Source organism: Micromonospora sediminimaris, from assembly GCF_016863575.1.
In the GTDB taxonomy this organism is placed as follows: domain Bacteria; phylum Actinomycetota; class Actinomycetes; order Mycobacteriales; family Micromonosporaceae; genus Micromonospora; species Micromonospora sediminimaris.
The window spans coordinates 127,702-145,982 of record NZ_BOPD01000013.1; the positions used below are offsets into that span (position 1 = coordinate 127,702).

At 68.6% G+C, this 18,281-nt stretch carries 15 protein-coding genes; 6 read left to right on the top strand and 9 right to left on the bottom strand.

From position 1 onward, the window contains the following. Positions 1-58: 58 nt before the first annotated feature. Together Vse01_RS11860 and Vse01_RS11865 are read right to left on the bottom strand one after the other, a co-directional pair. The gene (locus tag Vse01_RS11860; protein ID WP_170863299.1) at positions 59-229 is read right to left on the bottom strand and encodes a hypothetical protein; all 171 of its coding nucleotides are present in this window, start codon (positions 227-229) and stop codon (positions 59-61) included. Between the two features lie 73 nt (positions 230-302). After that, on the bottom strand, positions 303-1,658 hold the full coding sequence (locus tag Vse01_RS11865) for an HNH endonuclease (RefSeq protein ID WP_093401966.1): 1,356 nt from the start codon (positions 1,656-1,658) through the stop codon (positions 303-305). A 241-nt stretch (positions 1,659-1,899) separates the two neighbouring features. On the opposite strand from Vse01_RS11865, the gene Vse01_RS11870 reads away from it, so the two are divergent. Continuing rightward, positions 1,900-2,868: a DUF4268 domain-containing protein gene (locus Vse01_RS11870; protein WP_170863300.1), complete on the top strand. Its 969-nt coding sequence runs from the start codon at positions 1,900-1,902 to the stop codon at positions 2,866-2,868. 261 nt (positions 2,869-3,129) lie between these two features. Further along, positions 3,130-4,710 carry a DEAD/DEAH box helicase gene (locus Vse01_RS11875; RefSeq protein ID WP_170863301.1) on the top strand — a complete coding sequence of 527 codons (1,581 nt, stop codon included), beginning with the start codon at positions 3,130-3,132 and terminating at the stop codon, positions 4,708-4,710. Between the two features lie 521 nt (positions 4,711-5,231). Here Vse01_RS11875 and Vse01_RS11880 read toward each other — a convergent pair. Then, a complete protein-coding gene (locus Vse01_RS11880) occupies positions 5,232-6,167 on the bottom strand; it encodes an S-4TM family putative pore-forming effector (protein WP_093401969.1) in 936 nt (311 codons plus the stop codon). 244 nt (positions 6,168-6,411) lie between these two features. Here Vse01_RS11880 and Vse01_RS11885 point away from each other — a divergent pair, with 244 nt between their 5' ends. Continuing rightward, the gene (locus tag Vse01_RS11885; protein WP_093401970.1) at positions 6,412-8,793 is read left to right on the top strand and encodes a hypothetical protein; all 2,382 of its coding nucleotides are present in this window, start codon (positions 6,412-6,414) and stop codon (positions 8,791-8,793) included. Positions 8,794-8,806: 13 nt separating this feature from the next. Here Vse01_RS11885 and Vse01_RS11890 read toward each other — a convergent pair whose 3' ends face one another. The 4 genes from Vse01_RS11890 to Vse01_RS11905 form a co-directional block, all read right to left on the bottom strand. After that, entirely contained in the window at positions 8,807-9,316 is a 510-nt protein-coding gene (locus tag Vse01_RS11890; protein WP_093401971.1) for a peptidase inhibitor family I36 protein, read from the bottom strand. Between the two features lie 472 nt (positions 9,317-9,788). Beyond that, positions 9,789-11,102: an FAD-binding oxidoreductase gene (locus tag Vse01_RS11895; RefSeq protein ID WP_093401972.1), complete on the bottom strand. Its 1,314-nt coding sequence runs from the start codon at positions 11,100-11,102 to the stop codon at positions 9,789-9,791. Further along, complete coding sequence (locus tag Vse01_RS11900; RefSeq protein ID WP_093401973.1) at positions 11,099-11,383, bottom strand: DivIVA domain-containing protein; 285 nt, start codon at positions 11,381-11,383, stop codon at positions 11,099-11,101. The genes Vse01_RS11895 and Vse01_RS11900 overlap by 4 nt, the downstream gene beginning before the upstream one ends. Then, the gene (locus Vse01_RS11905; protein ID WP_092382148.1) at positions 11,380-11,634 is read right to left on the bottom strand and encodes a hypothetical protein; all 255 of its coding nucleotides are present in this window, start codon (positions 11,632-11,634) and stop codon (positions 11,380-11,382) included. Before Vse01_RS11905 ends, Vse01_RS11900 begins: the two co-directional genes overlap by 4 nt. Before the next feature lie 233 nt (positions 11,635-11,867). Here Vse01_RS11905 and Vse01_RS11910 point away from each other — a divergent pair, with 233 nt between their 5' ends. Both Vse01_RS11910 and Vse01_RS11915 read left to right on the top strand, forming a co-directional pair. Then, on the top strand, positions 11,868-13,115 hold the full coding sequence (locus Vse01_RS11910; protein WP_093401974.1) for a helix-turn-helix transcriptional regulator: 1,248 nt from the start codon (positions 11,868-11,870) through the stop codon (positions 13,113-13,115). Then, positions 13,112-13,603 (top strand): flavoprotein, encoded by a 492-nt coding sequence (locus Vse01_RS11915; RefSeq protein ID WP_093401975.1) that lies wholly within the window; start codon positions 13,112-13,114, stop codon positions 13,601-13,603. The genes Vse01_RS11910 and Vse01_RS11915 overlap by 4 nt, the downstream gene beginning before the upstream one ends. 50 nt (positions 13,604-13,653) lie before the next feature. On the opposite strand, the gene Vse01_RS11920 is transcribed toward Vse01_RS11915, so the two are convergent. Beyond that, entirely contained in the window at positions 13,654-14,043 is a 390-nt protein-coding gene (locus Vse01_RS11920) for a nucleotide excision repair endonuclease (RefSeq protein ID WP_093401976.1), read from the bottom strand. A 121-nt stretch (positions 14,044-14,164) separates the two neighbouring features. Further along, on the bottom strand, positions 14,165-14,968 hold the full coding sequence (locus tag Vse01_RS11925; RefSeq protein WP_093401977.1) for a hypothetical protein: 804 nt from the start codon (positions 14,966-14,968) through the stop codon (positions 14,165-14,167). A gap of 206 nt (positions 14,969-15,174) precedes the next feature. Here Vse01_RS11925 and Vse01_RS11930 point away from each other — a divergent pair, with 206 nt between their 5' ends. After that, positions 15,175-18,243, top strand: a complete 3,069-nt coding sequence (locus Vse01_RS11930) for a DEAD/DEAH box helicase (protein WP_093401978.1) — start codon at positions 15,175-15,177, stop codon at positions 18,241-18,243. Positions 18,244-18,281: the final 38 nt, after the last annotated feature.

An 18,281-nucleotide genomic window follows, 5' to 3' on the forward strand; every position in this document is an offset into this window, starting at 1 on the left:
ACCCACGAGGGTTGATCCACTGGCGTAACGATGGGTGACCGGCGACTGCAAGACCGCGTCAGCCACCGCGCACGGGGCGGCCTACGGACTCCAGCAGCCCGTCGAGCACCTCCAACTGCGCCCACCCGTTGACCCCAACCTGGCCGGAGGCTTTAACAGTGATCTCTACGCGGTCCGGGGCGGAGTCCAGGTCAGCGCGAAGATCCGGGAAGCGATCGGTCAGCAGCACGAACTCCTGGTTCGTCGAGCCGACCCAGGGCGGACCGTATCGATCTGATCGGCGAGGAACGGTCCCGCGACGGTCAGATGTCGAGGCGCTTGACCGCTTCGCTGCGGTGGCGGGCCAACGCCTCCTTGTCCGGCCGCGCCTCGACCGCCACCCGACGCAGGGGCTGGCCGTCCAGGTCAGCGTAGTGGTCAAGCCCTTCAGCGACCCGCACCCGGTACGTCCCGTCGATCCAGAGGTACCCCCGATCGAAGAGGTTGTGCAGGTCGGCCCGGAGCAGCAGGCCGTTGGGGACCCGGTTGGTGGCTGGCCCGTTGTATGGGTCGATGTGTGCCGCCTGGAGCACGACTTCCACGTCGCAGTCGCTGATCGCGCACCGTCCGCCGTACGCCGCCATCAGCCGACGCCGGAATTCAGCCTGTCCCTGGCGGGCCGTCACCTGCGCAAGCCGTCGCCGCCGCCCCTCAGGCAGGCGTGCGGGTTCAGGTGCCTGGTGGCCGTCGAGGAACTTCGACAGCTTCGCCGACTCGGCCGGATGCATCGCCCGTACCCGCTGCACAGTCGTCTCGAGCACCTCTGACCCGGCAGCCTCGGTGGCGAGCAGAAAGCGGGTGAGGGGGAGGTCCCACCGAATATCCACCCGCCAGTACACCGCTTCCTGGTCGGCGACCTCGTACGGATCCGACCAGGCAACACCCGCTGCGACGATCCGCCGATGCGGTGTCGTGGCGTAGACCCAGATCCGGTCGCCCGCCCTGATCTGGTGGAAGCACGAGGACAGGTGCCACTCGGCCACATCGCCCTCGCGAACGGAGTGGAAGGTCTCCAGGACTCCTGGATCGTCCCCCCAGCTCTCGCTCTCCTCGTTGACCGGGTAGATCCACTCCGCCGGTCTGGAGGCTCGACCGAGCACGTGGTCGACGAGAGAATAGCTGTGGCCGGCTCCGTGCATCGTCCGCACAGCCAGCAGCGGTGCCACCAGGTCGCGTACGGCGGAGGCGAAGCGCTCGTCGGTGAGAGCGGCGATAAGTTGGTCGTACCGACCGCGAACCGTGGCCTGGTCCTCGCCCGCGTCCTCGTAGTCGGACGGCTCCTCCGTGAGCCCGGGGAACGCCCGGTCGAGCGCTCGCCGGCTCGACCAGTGTCGCTTGAGGGTCGACCGTCGGACAACGACAAAGCCCTCCGGCGCCTCGTCCCCCTGACCGGTCGGCTCGTGCAGGACGAAGGTTTCCATGGTCTTCATCGACACGGCAGAGAGCCGGCGGGGCCACGTTGCCGTGCTTGGCAGGCAGGACAGCGTCCAGTACTCGCGTTCGGTGGCGGCAGCATCGGGGACCGCCACCTTCAGGTACGCCCGGTTCGCCGCCACCACCGCGTCGTAGTACGGCCCGTCCAGCAACCGGTCGAATTGACTTTTGCCGCTGCTTTGCATGTCAGCCACTCCTTATCCGGCCAGGGGTCGGCATCTGCGGGCGGAACACCGCGCTGAGAGACGGGTGATGCTAGTGAATCTTCCGGATCGCGGGCGTCCCGCAGGCCTGACCGGGCCGGGTTCGGACCATTCGGCCGACCGGCGGCAGACATCCCGGGCCATGCTCACTGACCGGCCGCAGCAAAGCCCAGCCTTCACGTGGGAAAGCGCTGGCCCGCCAGCAACCGATACGGTCAGCCGTATGACGATAGTGGACGGTGCAGCCCTGTCCGAGCTGGGCACGCTCGACGCGGTGGACATCCGCACGGTGTGGAAGCACGAGGCACACACGTTCCCGCCGTGGCTACTCGCCAACGCCGACGTGCTCGGCGGAGTACTCGGGATGCAGCTGTCCCTTTCGGCCGCAGAGCATCCCGTCGGCGGCTTCTCCCTCGACCTCATGGGGGTCGATGAAGCGACGAACGAGACGGTCATCATCGAGAACCAGTTGGAGAGGACAGACCACAGCCATCTTGGCCAATTGCTGACGTACGCCGGCGGTACCGACCCGGTGAATGTGGTGTGGATCGCGACGAACTTCCGTGAGGAGCACCGGGCGGCCCTGGACTGGTTGAACAACAGGACCGATGAAAACACCCGCTTCTTCGGGATCGAGATCAGTGCAGTCCGGATCGGCGACTCGCCACCGGCACCGCTGATGCGCCTGGTCGTTCAACCGAACGACTGGGGCAAGAGGGTGAAGTCCCTGGCTCAGGCTGACGCGACGATGAGCAGCAGGAGCCTTGCGTACCGGGAATTCTGGAGCAGATTCCTGAACGCCGTTCACGGCCGCGGGCTGCAGTGGACGACGTCGCTCAAGGGGCTGCCGCAGAACTGGCAGTCGCTGCCGAGCGGCACGAGTGGTCTGTCGTTCGCCTGTACGTTCGGCAGGTCGGGGCTAGGTAGCGAGATCTTCTTCCAGGACCCCGACCCCGCGGTCAACGACCAACGCTTCGCCGCCGCCCGATCGAAGCTCGAACCGTCGTACCCGACTCTGTCGTTTGAGCCGCTCGCGGGCCGCAAGGGGTGCCGCATCGCGGAATACCGGGCCGGCGAGATCACCAGCACTGACGACTGGGACGAGTACGTCGAGTGGTTCATCGCCGCCCAGTTGCGCCTCCGCCAAGCGTTTTCCGAAGCTGGTGGCCTGTCCGCCTTGATCTCCTCCTGAGGAGGACTGCCGTGCCCTTTACGAGAAGCGACGCGCGGTGCCGCACGTGGGTGATACGGAGGATTTGGGGCCGCAATACCGAACCCACGCTGACCACTCTGCGGGACACGTTCCCGGATGCAAAGATCAGCTTCCAGCGAGCGACGCCAGAGTATGCGGGTGGGCCGGCGTGACCGCCGTTGTACCGCCGCCGCGAGGCGGGCCTCCGTGGGGCAGGGCCCGATGCCAACAGCTTTGAACAAAATATCGAAGGGTAACGGGGTGCAGCGGGAGCTGATGTGGATGTTGCTGCAACACCTGCTGGCGGACCAGCCAGGCCAGAACAAGCGGCAGCTGCTGGCGGGGTTGCGGCGCCTGGGTCAGCCCAACTTGACCACAACAGACGTCAACCGGGCGCTGTACGCCAACAGCGTTTTGTTCGCTCATGATGGCGCCACGCCACCGCGTTGGCGCATGGCTGCTGAAGCGGCAGACGACTTTGCGGCGATCCTCGCGGCGGCCGCGACAGCGCTGCCAAGGTGCTATCGCGGCAACGAGCCGCGTGCCTGGCAGACCGAGGCGTTGGCCGCGTGGCGTACTCAGGGCCGACGAGGCGTCGTGGAAGCCGTCACCGGCACCGGCAAGACCACTGTCGGAGTGCTGGCGGCCGCGGCAGCCGTGGATGCCGCCGAGCGGGTACTTGTGCTCGTGCCCGGGCGTGAACTGCTCGACCAGTGGCACGACGTGCTACGGCGTGCTCTTCCGGGCGTCCGTGTGGGTCGCTTCGGAGGCGGTCACGAGGACTCGCTCCACGACCACTCGGTCCTCGTGGCCATCGTCCACTCTGCCGCCAGACACCAGATGTTGCCGCTGGGCGCCCCCGGCCTGCTCGTCGCCGACGAGGTGCACCGCTACGGGGCGCCAACCTTCGCCTATGCCCTCGAGCCGGGCTTCGGTGCACGGCTGGGGTTGACCGCGACGTACGCGCGCGAGGACAACGGCTTGATCGAGCACCTGGAGCCGTACTTCGGCCGGGTGGTGGCGGGATGCAGCTACGAGCGGGGCTTGACCGACGAGATCCTGGCTCCGTTTCGCGTCGGCTTTCTAGGGGTGCACTTCAGCCCGGATGAACAGGAGAGGCACGACGAGTACGACGAGCGCGCGAGGGCTCTCCGACGCCGGATGATCTTGGACCATGGCTGCCCGGAGGAACCGTTCGGCGAGTTCATAGGTGCTGTCAACAGGCTCAGCCAGGGCAGCGCGGCAGACCCCCGCACCAGAGACGCCCGGAATTACCTGAACGCGTTCACCAAGCGTCGTCAGGTGTTGGCCGAATGCCGCAGCAAGCAGGAAGCCCTTGCCTCACTGGCGCTCGTCTTCGCCACGGCGGACCGTGGGCTCGTCTTCGGCGAGACCACAACAAGTGCAGAACAGGCGGCGGCCGTGCTGCGTAGGAACGGTGTGCTGGCGGAAGCGTTCACCAGCGAGCTTCAGCAGCATGAACGCAAGGACCGCTTGGCAGGGTTCAGAGAAGGAAAGTTGAAGGTGCTTACCGCACCGCGGGTCCTGGACGAGGGGATCGACGTCCCTCAGGCGGAGCTCGGCGTGGTCATGGCGGGGAGCAAAAGCAAGCGCCAGATGATCCAGCGGATGGGCCGTGTCATCCGCCCCAAGAAGGACAGACGGCCCGCAGCGTTCATCGTCCTCTACGTCAGGGGGACCGGCGAGGACCCGGACAACGGAGCGCACGAGGACTTCCGTGAGCAGCTCATCGAGGTCGCTCAGGACATCGTCGACTTCGGCCCCGACACGTCCGGCGCGGACCTACTTGCATGGTATTGCAAAGGCAGAATGGGGATTTGAGGCTTTGCCGCCGAAGCACCTCACAGGTCGTCGTGGTGGAACTTCAACGTCAGCGGGGTACGGTCGCCCGCTGCTCCGGGGGCGGCTTGCCGGCGCCCGGAAGTGCACCTCGATGTCGAAAGCGAACACCCCGTAGTACCCGCCCGAGGTATACCCGCTGAACCGAACCGTGTAGGCGTCGCTGCCCGTCGGCGGGGTGACCGCGTGCGGCACCAGCCGGCCGCAGGACGCGGTGTGCCCAGGCCCGCTCCCGCTCGGTGAGGTGGCGGTGAGCGAGTAGTCCTGTTCGCCCGAGTGAATACCCCGCAGGAGATGGACAGGTCAACGGCTCGCGCGAATCTGGAAGCCACCGTCCGTACGCCACTCCTGACCACTTAACCCAAACCCCGCCCATGCTAAAGCCCCACCCCATCCACCCCCCGCCTGCGGCGATCATGCACTTTCAGTCGGGACAAATGCGCACAGCCCGGTCATCTCGCCGACCGAAAGTGCAAGATCGACGAGTAGAGGGATATGGGTGGTCAGCGAGCTGCGGCACGGGGAGGGGTCAGGAGCCGGGCGTCGTGGAGGAGGCGGGTGAGGGTGGTCATGGCGGCCTGGAAGTCGTGCCGGTCCGCAGCGTGGAAGCGCCGGAAGAACCAGTCGGGCACGCGGGTCTGCCGTTGGCGGCTGCGGAAGATCAGATCCTGGATCTGCCGGGCCAGGGTGAACAGCTCGGCGCTGCCGTGCGCGCCGTGCCGTGCCACCGTGGCGGCGATCCGCTCCTGCATCACGGCGAGGGCCTGCTCCCGTTCGGCCGCCACGTCCCGCTGGCTGCGGTAGATCTCCAGGCCGAGCAGCAGCGCGCCCAGCGACGGCACGTACCACTGGAGCAGCAGTTGCGAGACGGTCAGTCCGGCGGTCACGCCGAACACGACACCCAGCACGGCCCACACAGCCGTGCCGCCGAGTACCACGTGGGCGTAGCGGCGGCGCACCCGGGCGCCCCAGCCGAGGTTCTGCTGCTGGCAGGCGAGCACGTCGTACGGGGTAGGTAGAGCCGGCACCTCGTAGTAGTCGCGCAAGTAGCGTTCGTCGCCCCGGTAGGCCCGGTGCAGGCGGCTGACTTCCGCCGCGCTCACCTCGCCCCCAGCAGCCACAGTGTTCCACGGCAGCCCGAAGAGCCGGACGTCGAACATCTCCTGAAGCACGGCGGCGCGGCCGAGCTGCCCGCGGGACCAGGTGCCCAACCCGACCGCGTTGGCCAGCGCCCAGAGCGCCCCGACCGCGGTGACCACCGTGGACGACACGCCGGTGAGGGCCACCACCGCGCCTGCCACACCGAGCAGGATTGAGAAGATCATTCGCAGGTTGTCGAGTCGTTGCGCTCGCGCATGACAGCCGGACATGGCCCGCAGCAGGGCCATCATCTCGGGCTCGGTCTGGCGGCTGAGCAGGGACTTGGCGGGGTCGGTCACGATGGCCTCCCGGGTCCGGTACCCGATTCTAAATCCAGACCGCTAGATGTCACCCACCGTTCTGTCATCGCAGCGCAAGGTGATCCACTAGTTACCTTTTAGTAGTTTTCGGGCCGGGATGCAGAGAACATTCTGATTAAGCCCACAGTCAGCTACATTGAGCCGTCACGCAGTGGAACGTGCGGCTGGACCGGGCGGGCTGTAGCCCATCCCGTTCCTTGTCCCCGAAGGGTCAACGACGCAGATGGGCAACAGACTCTCGCCTGGTCGTCAGCTTCCGGACGCCGTCAGGTCGGCCATCAGGGAGTACACCCGGGCGACCGACGTCCGACTCGTGGAGGAGTTCGCCCCCGATCCGCACCGCACCGATGCCCTGCTCTGCTGCGTCACGGCGATCTGGAACAAGGGCGGGCGGGAGATGAGGCAGAACCTCATCGTCAAGGTCGTCTCGGCGAACTCGGCGGAGGACATAACCGCCGGGCACGAGGCGGCACAGAATTCCCCACCGAGCTTCGCCGAGCGGCACATCGTCCGGCTGCTCGGCTGGTACCGGGTCGATGACGACCGGCGGCTGCTGATCCAGCAGTTCGCGAACGGCGGTGACGAGGTCACGACTTACGCGGCGTTGAGCTACAAGGAACGACTCATCGCCCTGCCGCTGATCGTCGACGGGCTCGTCAACCACTGGAACGCGCCCGAATCGGGATTGCACGGCCCCCGCGTATGCACGAGAACGACCAGCGTGGGCGAGTTCGTCCGGGGCGAGGTAGAGCGGATGGCCACCGTGACTTCGGTGCTGGCCGTGGCCGCCGACCTCGGCGTACCCGAGGATGCCGGTGCGTGGCTGGTCCTCGGCGGCGACCGCCGCCCGAATCCGCTCACCCTCCTCACCGCCCCGGACTCACCGCTCAGCCGGCTAGAGATGGACTGCCTCGTCGGTCACAGCCACGGCGACCTCAACGGCGGCAACGTCCTCATCCCGTCCGAGAGGGGTGAACGACAGTACGGTCGGTTCCTGCTGGTCGACCCCGGCGGATACCAGGCCGACGGGCCGCTCACCCGGGACATCGCCTTCGGCCTGCTGGGCACGCTGCTCAGGACGGTCGCACCCCGCACACCGGTGGGCGAGCCCGGCGACGAGTTGCCGCGCGACCAGGCCGACGCCCTCCGCCGCTACCTCATCAACCCGGACGCTCACTACCCGGAGAAACTGCTGCGAGGGCTCGCGCAGCTCATCGACAAGATTGATCAGACCGGCAGGGAGCACGCCCGGCAGGCGGGCTTCGGAAAGGACTGGCGCCGGCAGTGGCGCCTCACGCTGGTCGCCCACGCCCTGCTCCACCTCACCTTCGACGACATCGGCGACACGGGACGCCGGTGGTGTCTGCGGCTGGCTGCGGAGGCGCTTGAGGCGTACCTGGACCTGCTGCCGGTCGACGACGCGGCGACGCTGGCCGCGGAGCTGTCGCGGTCCGCGCCGTCGGCGCTGTTGGCCGCACGGCACGACGCCGACGGATCGGAGAGCCGGCTCGACCTCGGATGGCCGGCCCGCTGGTCTACCGACCAACTGCGCGACGTCCCCCTCGTGGCGACCCCCGAGCCGGCACGTGAGCCGGCGCTGCAGGTCCCTGGCGAGGCACGTACGGGTCGGGACGACGCGGCGGCGCGTTGGCGGGCGAATCACACCGGTACGGCCGCCGACGCAGCGGCGACGCGTTTACAGGCACCACGCCCTCGCCTGCCACGGCAGGACGACATCGCCTCCACCCGCCGCAGCCGCCTTCGTCCGCCACTGTTCCGCCTGCGTACCCTGATGGCCCTGGCCGGCGTGGGGTTGGCCGGCACCGTGGGATACGTCGTGCTGCCCGAACGACGGGGCGAACGCGTCGCCGCCCCCACGCTGACCGTCGCCCCGGACAACGAGCGGGAGACTCCGTCCGCCCCCGACCGGGACCACGACCGCGGCCCGGCCCTGCCCACTGACCTCGCAGAGTTCGCCGAGCACGTCGCCAAGGTGGTGGAGGAACCGCCGTCGGGCCGATACGCGTGCACCCGCTATGAGGTGCAGTCCTGGGACACCGATGAGAGCCGGTCGTCGCCCAGCCGCCACCGGTACGAGCTGTGGTTCACGGCCGATCTCGGCGGCAGGAAGGTGGCGACCGAGTTCGGTCCGGCCGGGTCGAGACGTGCCACCACAACGCCGTTCGCCCCGGGCAGGATGGACGAGGTCAGCCCGGTCCCGAAGGACGATCCGGAGGCGTTACGCGCTCAGTTGTTGCGGGGGTGGGGCAGGCAGCCGCCCGAACTGCGTACCACCAGCGGGATGCTGCGGCTGATCGCCCGCATAATGCTGCATCACCCACTCGTACCCGCGCAGCGTGCCGTGTTGCTGGAGGAACTCGCCGAGATGTCGGGCGTCGAGTTCGCCGGCAGCTTGCGGAACGACGACGGCGAGCCCGGCGTCGCCTTCCAGGCGGAGGACCAGGATGGCCGGTGGGACACGTTGCTCTTCGACGGCAGCGGCCGGCTGCTCCGGCACGACCTCACCCAGGGCGACCTGCAGCTCAGCCGACACACGTTGCTCACCAGCACGCGGACGGACACCATGGACACTGCCTGTCGGTAGCAGCGGGCACGGCTCAGGGACAGTGCCGGTAGACGCGGTTCGCCCAGTTGCGCCACTGACCGGCGTCGCTGTGCAGTCGCTTGCTCGGGTTGATCCGGAACAGTTCCTGGTTGTGATAGTAGAAACCGACATGGCCGCTGCCGAGGTTGTAGTGCGCCGACTCCACCCGGAACTGCCAACTCCAGGTGGAGAGGTTCTGCCAGCCGCAGGAGGACAGCTTGCCGCGCGGGTAGCCGTAGTTCGGCCACTCGTAGAAGCAGAACCAGCCCGAGGGGCAGTCGGCCACCCCATAGGTGCCCACCGGGGCATCGAGGGTGACGATCAGCTCTCCGCCCCGGTAGCTGATCTCGTTGTCGTTGAGCACCGTGCCGCCCGGGTGGGCGGCAAGGTACCGCGCCACCTCCGTGCGCATCGCGGTCCGCGGCGCCGGCGCAGCCAGGGCCGGCGCGGGCACCGTCACTCCGGCGAGGAGTACGGCGACAATCACGGTGAGCAGGGCACGAAAACGGATGATGGTCGGCATTGGCGGCACCCCCGCAGCGCAGCATTCGACACCGGACGGTCAGCCCGGAAAACGAGCCGGCTCCCGCTCTTCAAGGGTGCCGGCGACCCCGCTCCAGCCTAGGAAAAGCCCAGCTCAGATCACCAGGAGTGGACCCAAGAACAGCTCCTCACCATTCTCGAATCTCCCCAATTACGGGCAGAAAAGCAACTGCTCGATGCAAATTTCTATTCGTTATCTAATGAGCACAGGAAGACGAATCTGATCGGCGGACATCCCAGCGACGGGAATTCGACCTCATCCCTTCCGGATGGGGGGCAGGCTGCACACCGCCCCTCGTGCCCGACCCACAGCACCGGCGTCTTGCGCAGCCTGCCGGTCCCGGCGCTTCCAGGGACAGCCGGACCGCCACGAGGATCGTCAGGATCACCAGCAAGGCTGCCGATTTATCGCGAGCGGAAACGTCCCAGCACAAGGTCGCCGTCCGGGATCGTCAGTAGATGGCCGGCAGGAAAAGCCGGTTGGTGGGTATTCCGGCGGCGGGTAGTCGATGCCGGGCAACGTTGAGCATCGCGGGTGGGCCGCAGACGTAGGCGTGTTGGCCGGGGCGGTAGTGGTAGAGGCCGAGGGTCAGGGCGTCGCCCTGTTCGGCGGGGGCGGCGAACGGGTCGTGGGAGAAGGTCGGGACGACGGTCAGCCAGGGGTGTGCCTGGTCGAGCTTGTCCAGGGTGATCGCGTCGTAGAGGTCGGCGATAGTGCGTGCGCCGACGATCAGGGTCACCCGACGACCGACCGGTGCGGCGGCCACCTGCTCGACCAGGGCGTGCAGCGGGGCCAGCCCGGTACCACCGGCCACCAGCAGCAGATCCCGGGCAGTGGCTCGTCCCGCCCTGGCCGGCTCAGCCCTGGCGGATGCCGCCTCGTCGGGGCAGTCAGGAGGGGACAGCTCCGGGGCGGTGGGCAGGCTGAGGCCGATGTCGACGGGTGGGCCGACATGAAGCAGGTCGTTGGGGCGTACCTCGTGGACGAGGCTGCGGGAGACGGTGCCGGCGGGGACCGCGCGGACGTGCAGCTCGACGGTGCCGTCGGAGCGCGGGGCGTTGGCCGGGCAGTACCAGCGCCACCGGCCGGGATGTTGCGGCACGCAGAGCGGCACCGCCTGGCCGGGGCGGAACGGCAGCCGCCGCCAGGGGCGTACCGTCAGGATGGCGATGCCCTCGGCGGCCAGGTCGCGGCCGACCACCTCGACGGGCCAGAACGCCGGCCCGTCGCCCATCCGCCCGGCGGCGCGCTCGACGAGCGCCCAGGCCCGCAGCCACCGTCGCTCCCAGCCGGCCTGTTGCGGGCACAGCCGTGGTGCCACCGGCGCCAACGCGGCACCGATCAGTGGACCGTGTTCGGGTCGCAGCCGGTACCGGCGGTGCACCCGGCCGAGCACCGCCAGCAACGCCAACCGCCCGGCCCGATCACCGCCGCCCCCGACCAGCCGGGCCAGCGCGGCGACGACGAGCGCCGTCGCCCGCTCCGGCAGCAACCCCGGGCAGCGCAGCTCGGCCCGGAAACGTGCGGCGGCCTCGTCGATGACCGGGTGGTTGCGGGCGGAGAGAACCCCGGCCAGGTAGTCGGCGGCCCGCCGCCGCTGCGCCTCCGGCAGCCCCGGCCAGCCGTCCAGAATCGGTCCGCCGGCCGCCAGCTGCCGGGCCAGGTGCGCGGCGAGCCGGTCCCGATCAACCCCGATGAGGTACGCAGACAGTTCCGCGTCCGCCTCGACCAGCCGCAGCCAACGGGTCACCGCCTCCCGGCTCACCGCCGCTCCCCCGTTTGATGGTCGTGGGTTGCCGGCCGACGGTCGGCGTGCCGGGCCTGCCGGCCGTCGGCGTGCCGGGACTGCCACTGCCGCAGCGCCTGCCGGATCCGCTCGGCCTCGGTGTTGGCGGTCGTCAGCTCCCGGTGCAGCCTGTCGATCTCGTCGGCCGCTCGGTTCAGGTAGTCGTACACCTGGTGCGGGTCGAGACCCCGCCAGCGCCTGTCGAATTCGGCGGTGCGGATGTGATGGGGGTGCAGGCGTTCCCCGGACAGGTAGATCATTTCCGCGGTGCCTCCTGCTCGGCGATCAGCGCCTGCACCTGCCGGTCGCTGAGGCCACGCCGGTCCAGCACCCGCCGCCCCCACCGATGCAGCCGACACGGATGCGGCGCACGATCGTTCCGGCAGCGCGGCCCCTCGGGCCACTGCTCGGCGGCGTGTACGGTCACCGCCCGCACGGCGAAACCGACATCCTCTGCGGTCACGTACGGCGGCATCGGCAGCTCGCCGAGCACCTCGTCGATCGAATCCATGTCCCTCCCCTGCTGTGGTTGCGGCACCGAGGCGGGCGGGGACGGCGCACCGTCGGGGGCCGGTACCACCGGAGCCCAGCACCCGCCCCGGGCCTCGTGTCCAGCCTCGGCGAGCACTTGAGCAGGTACTACAGCGCCGGAGGGGCCTGCGTGACGCAGAAAAGAGGCATCTGCGTACCCGCGTGGTCGACGCAGGGTTACTACAGTGACGCCAAAGCGGAGGGAGATCGGCCGTGGCCTTGAAGCGACAGCGACTCTGCCAGCGGCGTAAGGCGCTCGGATACAGCCAGGAGCGTCTGGCCGACACTCTTGGTGTGGAGCGGTCCACTGTGGTGCGGTGGGAGAACGCGGAGACCGACCCGCAGCCGTGGCATCGCACCCGAATTGCGTCCGCGTTGCGCGTTACGCTCGAACAGCTCGACGACATGCTCGTCGACGTGTCAGTGGCAGCGCATCGAGGGCAGGCCGTGAGGGACATGGAGCGTGATCCCGTTTCCGCCGCCGCTAGGTCTGATCTCTTGAATGGCCTTCGGACCTTCCTCAGCACCTACCTCACGGACTCAGCACAACCGGCACCACCGCTGCCCGAGGTCCGGCGTGCTGTGGGCAGGGTGCACAACCTCTACCAGCGAGCGAGCTACACGTCGGCGGCCCGCCTGATGCCGGATGTGCTCAGCCATGCGACGGCCCTGACCAGCAGCGCCGCCGGCATACACCGCACCAGTGCGTTTCGGCTGCTCGCCGCCGCCTACATCGCCGCCTCCAAGCTCGCCGCCAAGGTGGGTGACGGTGAGGCGACCCTGTTGACGGCTGACCGGGCGTCCACCGCCGCACGTCTGGCCGACGATCGGGCGCTTGCTGCTGTTGCCGCCTACCAGGCGGCATGCGGTTTGATGGGGCAGCCCGGAAGATCGGTAGAAGCCGAGCAGGTGGCACGAACCAGCATCGACTCATTGGCTTCGGCTGCTTCAACCTCCAACCCTGACCTGCTCTCCGCTCAGGGAGCGCTACTACTTCTTGCTGCCGTCATGACTGCTGCGCAGGGCGACACGAAGCAAGCGGGCTACTTCCTCACGCGTGCCGAACGGCTGGCAACGACGTTGGGCGCCGACCGCAACCGGCTGTGGACGGGCTTCGGCCCAACGAACGTCGTCATTCACGCGGTATCGGCCGCCGTGCGCGCGGGTAACCCGGACCAGGCCATGGAGATTGGTGCTCGGCTCGACACGTCGCGACTGCCCATCGTGCTGGTTGGCCGGAGGGCACAGGTGCACGTCGACCTGGCGGCGGCAGCGCTGATGTCGTCCAATGACAGGTCGATCTGCGTGCTTCACTTGCTCGAAGCCGAGCGGGTTGCCGCCGAGATGGTGTACGCGAACGTACAGGCCCGCACGCTCCTGCTCCACCTGTTGGCGAAGGAGCGCCGGACGGCGACGCCAGGACTACGGCCACTCGCGGAGCGGGCCGGACTGCTGGCATGAGCCAGTCACGCGTACTCGCCCTGGTCGTCTGCGCGGCGCCTCCGGTGCTGAGGATCGGTGAGCTGATCGATCTACTACAGGAAGACAGCTGGACCGTCTGTCTCACTGCCACCCCGACCGCCGCGACCTGGATCGACCGAGAGGCGCTAGCAGCGCAGACCGGCTACCCCGTGCGGGTGGAATGGCGGAAGCCCGGCGAGCCGGAGCCGCATCCGCCGGCCACGGCCGTCGCCGTCGTGCCCGCCACCTTCAACGTCATCAACAAGTGGGCTCAGGGCATCAACGACACCCTCGCGCTCGGCATCCTCAACGAAGCGCTCGGTGCGGGCATCCCGGTCCATGCGTTTCCGAACGTCAAGGAGCAGTTGACCGCACACCCGAGCTATGACCGGCACCTGCGATTGCTACAGGACGCGGCGGTCGCCGTGACACCCCTACCTGCTGAACTGGATTGGCATACGGCCGTTCACCGTCTCCGGTTCGCATAACCTCCGGCACTCAATTGTCCGTCGGTGTATTGCAGGCAGCACGACCAGGCTCAGCGGCGCGGGTGCGGCACCTGACGGTTGAAGCGCGGCTTGAGGGCCAAGACCAGCGCTTCCTTGGTACCCTCCGGGTTGTCGGTCTCCTGCCAGCGGATCTCCCGCCGGCCCAGCCAGTCGGCGATGTCGTGCGGGCTCGCCACCGGGCCCTGCTTGTCGAGAATCTGGCCGACCTGCTCGTGCAGCACCGACGACTCGCGATTGCCGGTCAGGTGCTGCCGGAGGCGGCTGCGTAGGTTCCCGGTCCGACCCACGTAGATCACCGTGCCGCCGTCGAGGACCACATGCACGCCGGGCGCGCGGGGAGCTTCGGCCACAGCCTCCACCGTGTATGGCACGGGAGACGTGAAGCCAGCCAGCAGGTCGTCGCTCAAGCGCTCGGGCATGCCCGGAGGCTACTCCTCGGTGACCGCGCACGAGCCGTCGTGGTCCTGAAGTAGCGGAATCAGCGGGGCGGGCCGGATGACCTGCTCGACTAGCTGATAGGCACTTGTCCGTTGCCGTCGGCTATCGGCTCTTGCGAGTCGCCAGGTGGTCCCGCCACTCGCGGGCGGCACGGAGCAACGGTCCGTGGTGGGGGCTTGGTGCGGACCGCTGCTTGCGCTCCCACAGGCGCAACAGCCCGCCGGCGAAGGCATCCAGCGCTTCCTCGGAGGCATGCGCCCAATTCGGGATCTGCCCGGCCCATGCCTCGGCTTCGGCGGGCGGATGGCCGGCGCGGACGAGGCGGACCAACATGAGGGCGGTGTCGATCCACGCCGCGCCGAGCGCCGGGCTGGACCAGTCGACGAGCCGCAGCCGATCGGCGACGAGGAAGTTCCGCGGCGTCATGTCGGTGTGCAGGAGCGTGTCGCCGTCCACCAGTTCGGGAGCGATCAGGCCGCACCAACGGTCGGCGAAGCGCTGCACCCGGACAGGCGGGCTTGGAGTCAGGAGACGGCTCTGGGTGCCGAGCAGGTCCGCGACCGCAGTCAGATCCGGCGAGCCTGGAGCAAGATCGGCATGCCGGCCGGCAACGTACTCGAAGCCGAGCATCAACCAGCCCTTCGCCTCAATCGTCCAGCGCAGGCGGGGCGCCACATCGGGTAGCCAGGGGTTGACGCGGGCCTCGTTGCGGTAGAGCCAGGCGGTCGGACCATCGGTCTCGCCGCCCTTGCAGAAGACTCGGCCGGCGTCGGTGTCGATAACGGCGGCCAGGTCGCAGGAGGCACCGGTCGGTACGGAGTAGGCCGCATGGACAGCGCCTGCCCGATGTTCAACGCGTTGGCGTATTTCTTCGGGAAGTTCGTGCCAATGGCGGCGCTGTGGCATGCGGTAGCCTCCCGGCAGGCGAGCGGACCCGGGCAGAGTATGCCCAGGTCGGCTGACGGTTTGCCTACCGAGGGAGAGCCGACGTGGCACAAGGTGCAATCGGCACGCCCGGGTGGTCGAGCTGTTCGCCCGGCACCCCTACCACGACTGAAGCGATCGGCGTGTGCGGGGCGGCGTCCGCCTGCGGGAATTGTTAGGTTCCCGGCGTGGCCGACCTTGACCGAGGTATCTACGAGCACTTGATCACCGAACAGCTCGCCGAGCGACTTCGACAGGTTGCCCCGGCCTTGGTCCAACACGACAAGATCGAATTGGCCGATGCGCCCGACGTGCTCTCTCGGCACATCGCAGGCTTGGCCCGGCGGGCGCTGCTCGCCGTCGGCGGTGGCGAGGACAAGCTAGCTCGCCAGGTTGAGTTGGCCAACCGGATCGCCGAGAACATCGGCCGGGCCGAGCCGCGCGCGGTCGACAACGCCGACCAGATCACGGACGCCCAGCGCTTGCTGCACGCCATCGCCGCCCCGCCCACCCCACCCGCGCAGCCCACCTTCCCGCCGCGCCCCACCACCCCGCTCTCGTCCGGTGCGCTCCTCGTCAACGGCCGTCACCAGCCGCGCATCGGTCACGAGGTCACCCATGAGATGGCCTCCGCAGACCGGGTCGACCTGCTCTGCGCGTTCATCAAGTGGCATGGCCTGCGCATCATCGAGCCCGCCATCCGCGACCTGATCGACCGAGGTGGCCGGCTCCGGGTCATCACCACGACGTACCTAGGGGCGACCGACCAACGCGCCCTCGACCGCCTCGCCGAACTCGGCGCTGACATCAAGATCTCCTACGAGACGCGTACCACCCGGCTGCACGCCAAAGCGTGGCTGTTCCGCCGCAACAACGGCATGACCACCGCGTACGTCGGGTCGTCGAACCTGTCGAAGGCGGCGCTTGTCGACGGGTTGGAGTGGAACGTCAGGATCTCCAACGTCGAGCAGCCGTACGTCATCGACACGTTCACCGCCACGTTCGAGGACTACTGGCACGACCCGGCGTTCGAGGATTACCAGCCGGGCAGGGACGCAGAGCGGCTGCGCACAGCGCTGCGTGGGGAGCGGCGCGACGAAGCGTCGACCGAGATCGCCAACCTGGATGTTCGGCCGTACCCGTACCAGGCCGAGGTGCTTGCCGATCTGGACGCCGAGCGGAAGGTCCATGGCCGCTGGCGGAATCTGGTGGTGATGGCCACCGGTACCGGCAAGACGGTGGTGGCGGCGCTCGACTACCGCCGGCTGCATCGGGAGAAGGCCGTCGACTCGTTGCTGTTCGTGGCGCATCAGGAGCAGATCCTGCGGCAGAGCCTGGCGACGTTCCGGCAGGTCATGGGGGACGGTAGCTTCGGCGAGACGCTCGTCGGGGGCCGCGAGCCGCAGCACTGGCGGCACGTCTTTGCCTCGATCCAGTCGCTGCACCGGCGGGAGATCGACCCCGAGGCGTACGACATGGTGATCGTCGACGAGTTCCATCACGCGGAAGCGCCGACGTACGCCCGATTGTTGGAGCGGCTGAAGCCGCGCGTACTGCTGGGATTGACGGCGACGCCCGACCGCAGTGACGGCGGCGACGTGCGGCGGTGGTTCGATGGTCGCGCCGCCGTTGAGCTGCATCTGTGGGAGGCGCTGGAGCGGCAACTGCTCGCGCCGTTCCAGTATTTCGGGCTGCACGACGATGTCGACCTGTCGCAGCTGCGGTGGAAGCGCGGGCAGGGGTACGACCCGACTGAGCTGGACGGCGTCTACACCGGCAACGACGCGCGGGCGCGGATGGTGCTGCGGGCGGTACGGGACAGCGTCGATGTCGACCGGATGCGGGCGCTCGGGTTCTGCGTGAGCATCGGGCACGCCGAGTTCATGGCGGGTTGGTTCAGCAGGCACGGTGTGCGGTCGGCGGCGATCACCTCCCGAGTCGACGGTGCCGGTCGGCAGGCGCTGCTCAAGGAGTTCAGGGACGGCACGGTCAAGGTGCTGTTCACAGTTGACCTGTTCAACGAGGGTGTGGACCTGCCGATGGTCGACACGATCCTGATGCTGCGGCCCACCGAGAGCGCCACGATTTTCCTTCAGCAGCTCGGCCGTGGACTGCGCCTGGACGACGACAAGCCGTGCCTGACCGTGCTCGACTTCATCGGCGGGCAGCACGCCAACTTCCGCTTCGACCTACGCTGGCGCGCTCTGACCGGGGTCAGCCGCCGCGCGATAACCGAGGCGGTACGCGACGACTTCCCGTCCCTGCCGAGCGGCTGCCACATCCAGCTCGACCGGGTGGCCAAGGACATCGTGCTGGCCAACCTGCGCTCGGCGATGCCGACCTCGAAGACCGGGCTGGTGAAGGAGCTGCGGCTGCTCGGGGACGTGAGCCTGGGCGAGTTCCTGCGCGAGGCCGGCGTGGAGATCGAGGACGTCTACCGGTCGGCGAGCTACGGCGGGTGGACCGGGCTGCGGCGGCTCGCCGGGCTGGAAAGCTCGCCGGGTGGACAGGACGACCGCGAGTTGGGTCGGGCCATCGGGCGGATGCTGCACCTGGACGACCCCGACCGGCTCGACCTGCTGGCCCGGGTGGCGGCCGGCGAGCGGCCAGAGACCGGGCGGCTGTGGGACATGCTGCACTTCGACCTGTGGGGGCCGAACGCGCCACTGAGCCAGCGCGGGGAACGACTGGCGCGGCTCCGGGCCGAGCCGCCACGTTGTGCCGAGCTGCGACAGGTCGCCGAGGTGCTGCGCGAGCGGATTCACCGGGTGACGGTGCCGGTTGATGGGCTGCCGCTGAAGGTGCACGCCCGGTACAGCCGCAACGAGGCGTGTGCCGCCTTCGGCATGCCGAACCCGGGGTCGCTGCGGGAAGGGGTGAAGTGGCTGCCGGACGCCAGGGCTGACATCTTCTTCGTCACCCTGGTCAAGTCCGAGCAGCACTACTCCCCCACCACGATGTACGCCGACCGGGCCGTCACCGACACGCTCTTCCAGTGGGAGTCGCAGAGCACCACGTCGTCGGCGTCAGCGACCGGCCAGCGCTACATCCATCACGCCGCACGCGGCTCCACCGTGCATCTCTTCGTGCGGGAGACCAGGATCCCGGACCGTGACCTGGGTGCGCCTGCCTACCTGTACGCCGGCCCGATGACCTACCAGGAGCACACCGGCGACCGACCGATGCGGGTCCTCTGGGAGCTGCGGCACCCCCTGCCGGCCGACATGTACGCCGCCGCCCGCGCCATCGCCGCGTGAACGGTAAAGGGCGACCGGAGAGCAGCACCAGAGCCGGG

Coding starts and splice junctions, on each gene's coding strand:
- Vse01_RS11865 (WP_093401966.1), bottom strand. CDS start 1,658: ATGCAAAGCAGCGGCAAAAGTCAATTCGACCGGTTGCTGGACGGGCCG.
- Vse01_RS11870 (WP_170863300.1), top strand. CDS start 1,900: ATGACGATAGTGGACGGTGCAGCCCTGTCCGAGCTGGGCACGCTCGAC.
- Vse01_RS11885 (WP_093401970.1), top strand. CDS start 6,412: ATGGGCAACAGACTCTCGCCTGGTCGTCAGCTTCCGGACGCCGTCAGG.
- Vse01_RS11890 (WP_093401971.1), bottom strand. CDS start 9,316: ATGCCGACCATCATCCGTTTTCGTGCCCTGCTCACCGTGATTGTCGCC.
- Vse01_RS11900 (WP_093401973.1), bottom strand. CDS start 11,383: ATGATCTACCTGTCCGGGGAACGCCTGCACCCCCATCACATCCGCACC.
- Vse01_RS11905 (WP_092382148.1), bottom strand. CDS start 11,634: ATGGATTCGATCGACGAGGTGCTCGGCGAGCTGCCGATGCCGCCGTAC.
- Vse01_RS11915 (WP_093401975.1), top strand. CDS start 13,112: ATGAGCCAGTCACGCGTACTCGCCCTGGTCGTCTGCGCGGCGCCTCCG.
- Vse01_RS11920 (WP_093401976.1), bottom strand. CDS start 14,043: ATGCCCGAGCGCTTGAGCGACGACCTGCTGGCTGGCTTCACGTCTCCC.
- Vse01_RS11925 (WP_093401977.1), bottom strand. CDS start 14,968: ATGCCACAGCGCCGCCATTGGCACGAACTTCCCGAAGAAATACGCCAA.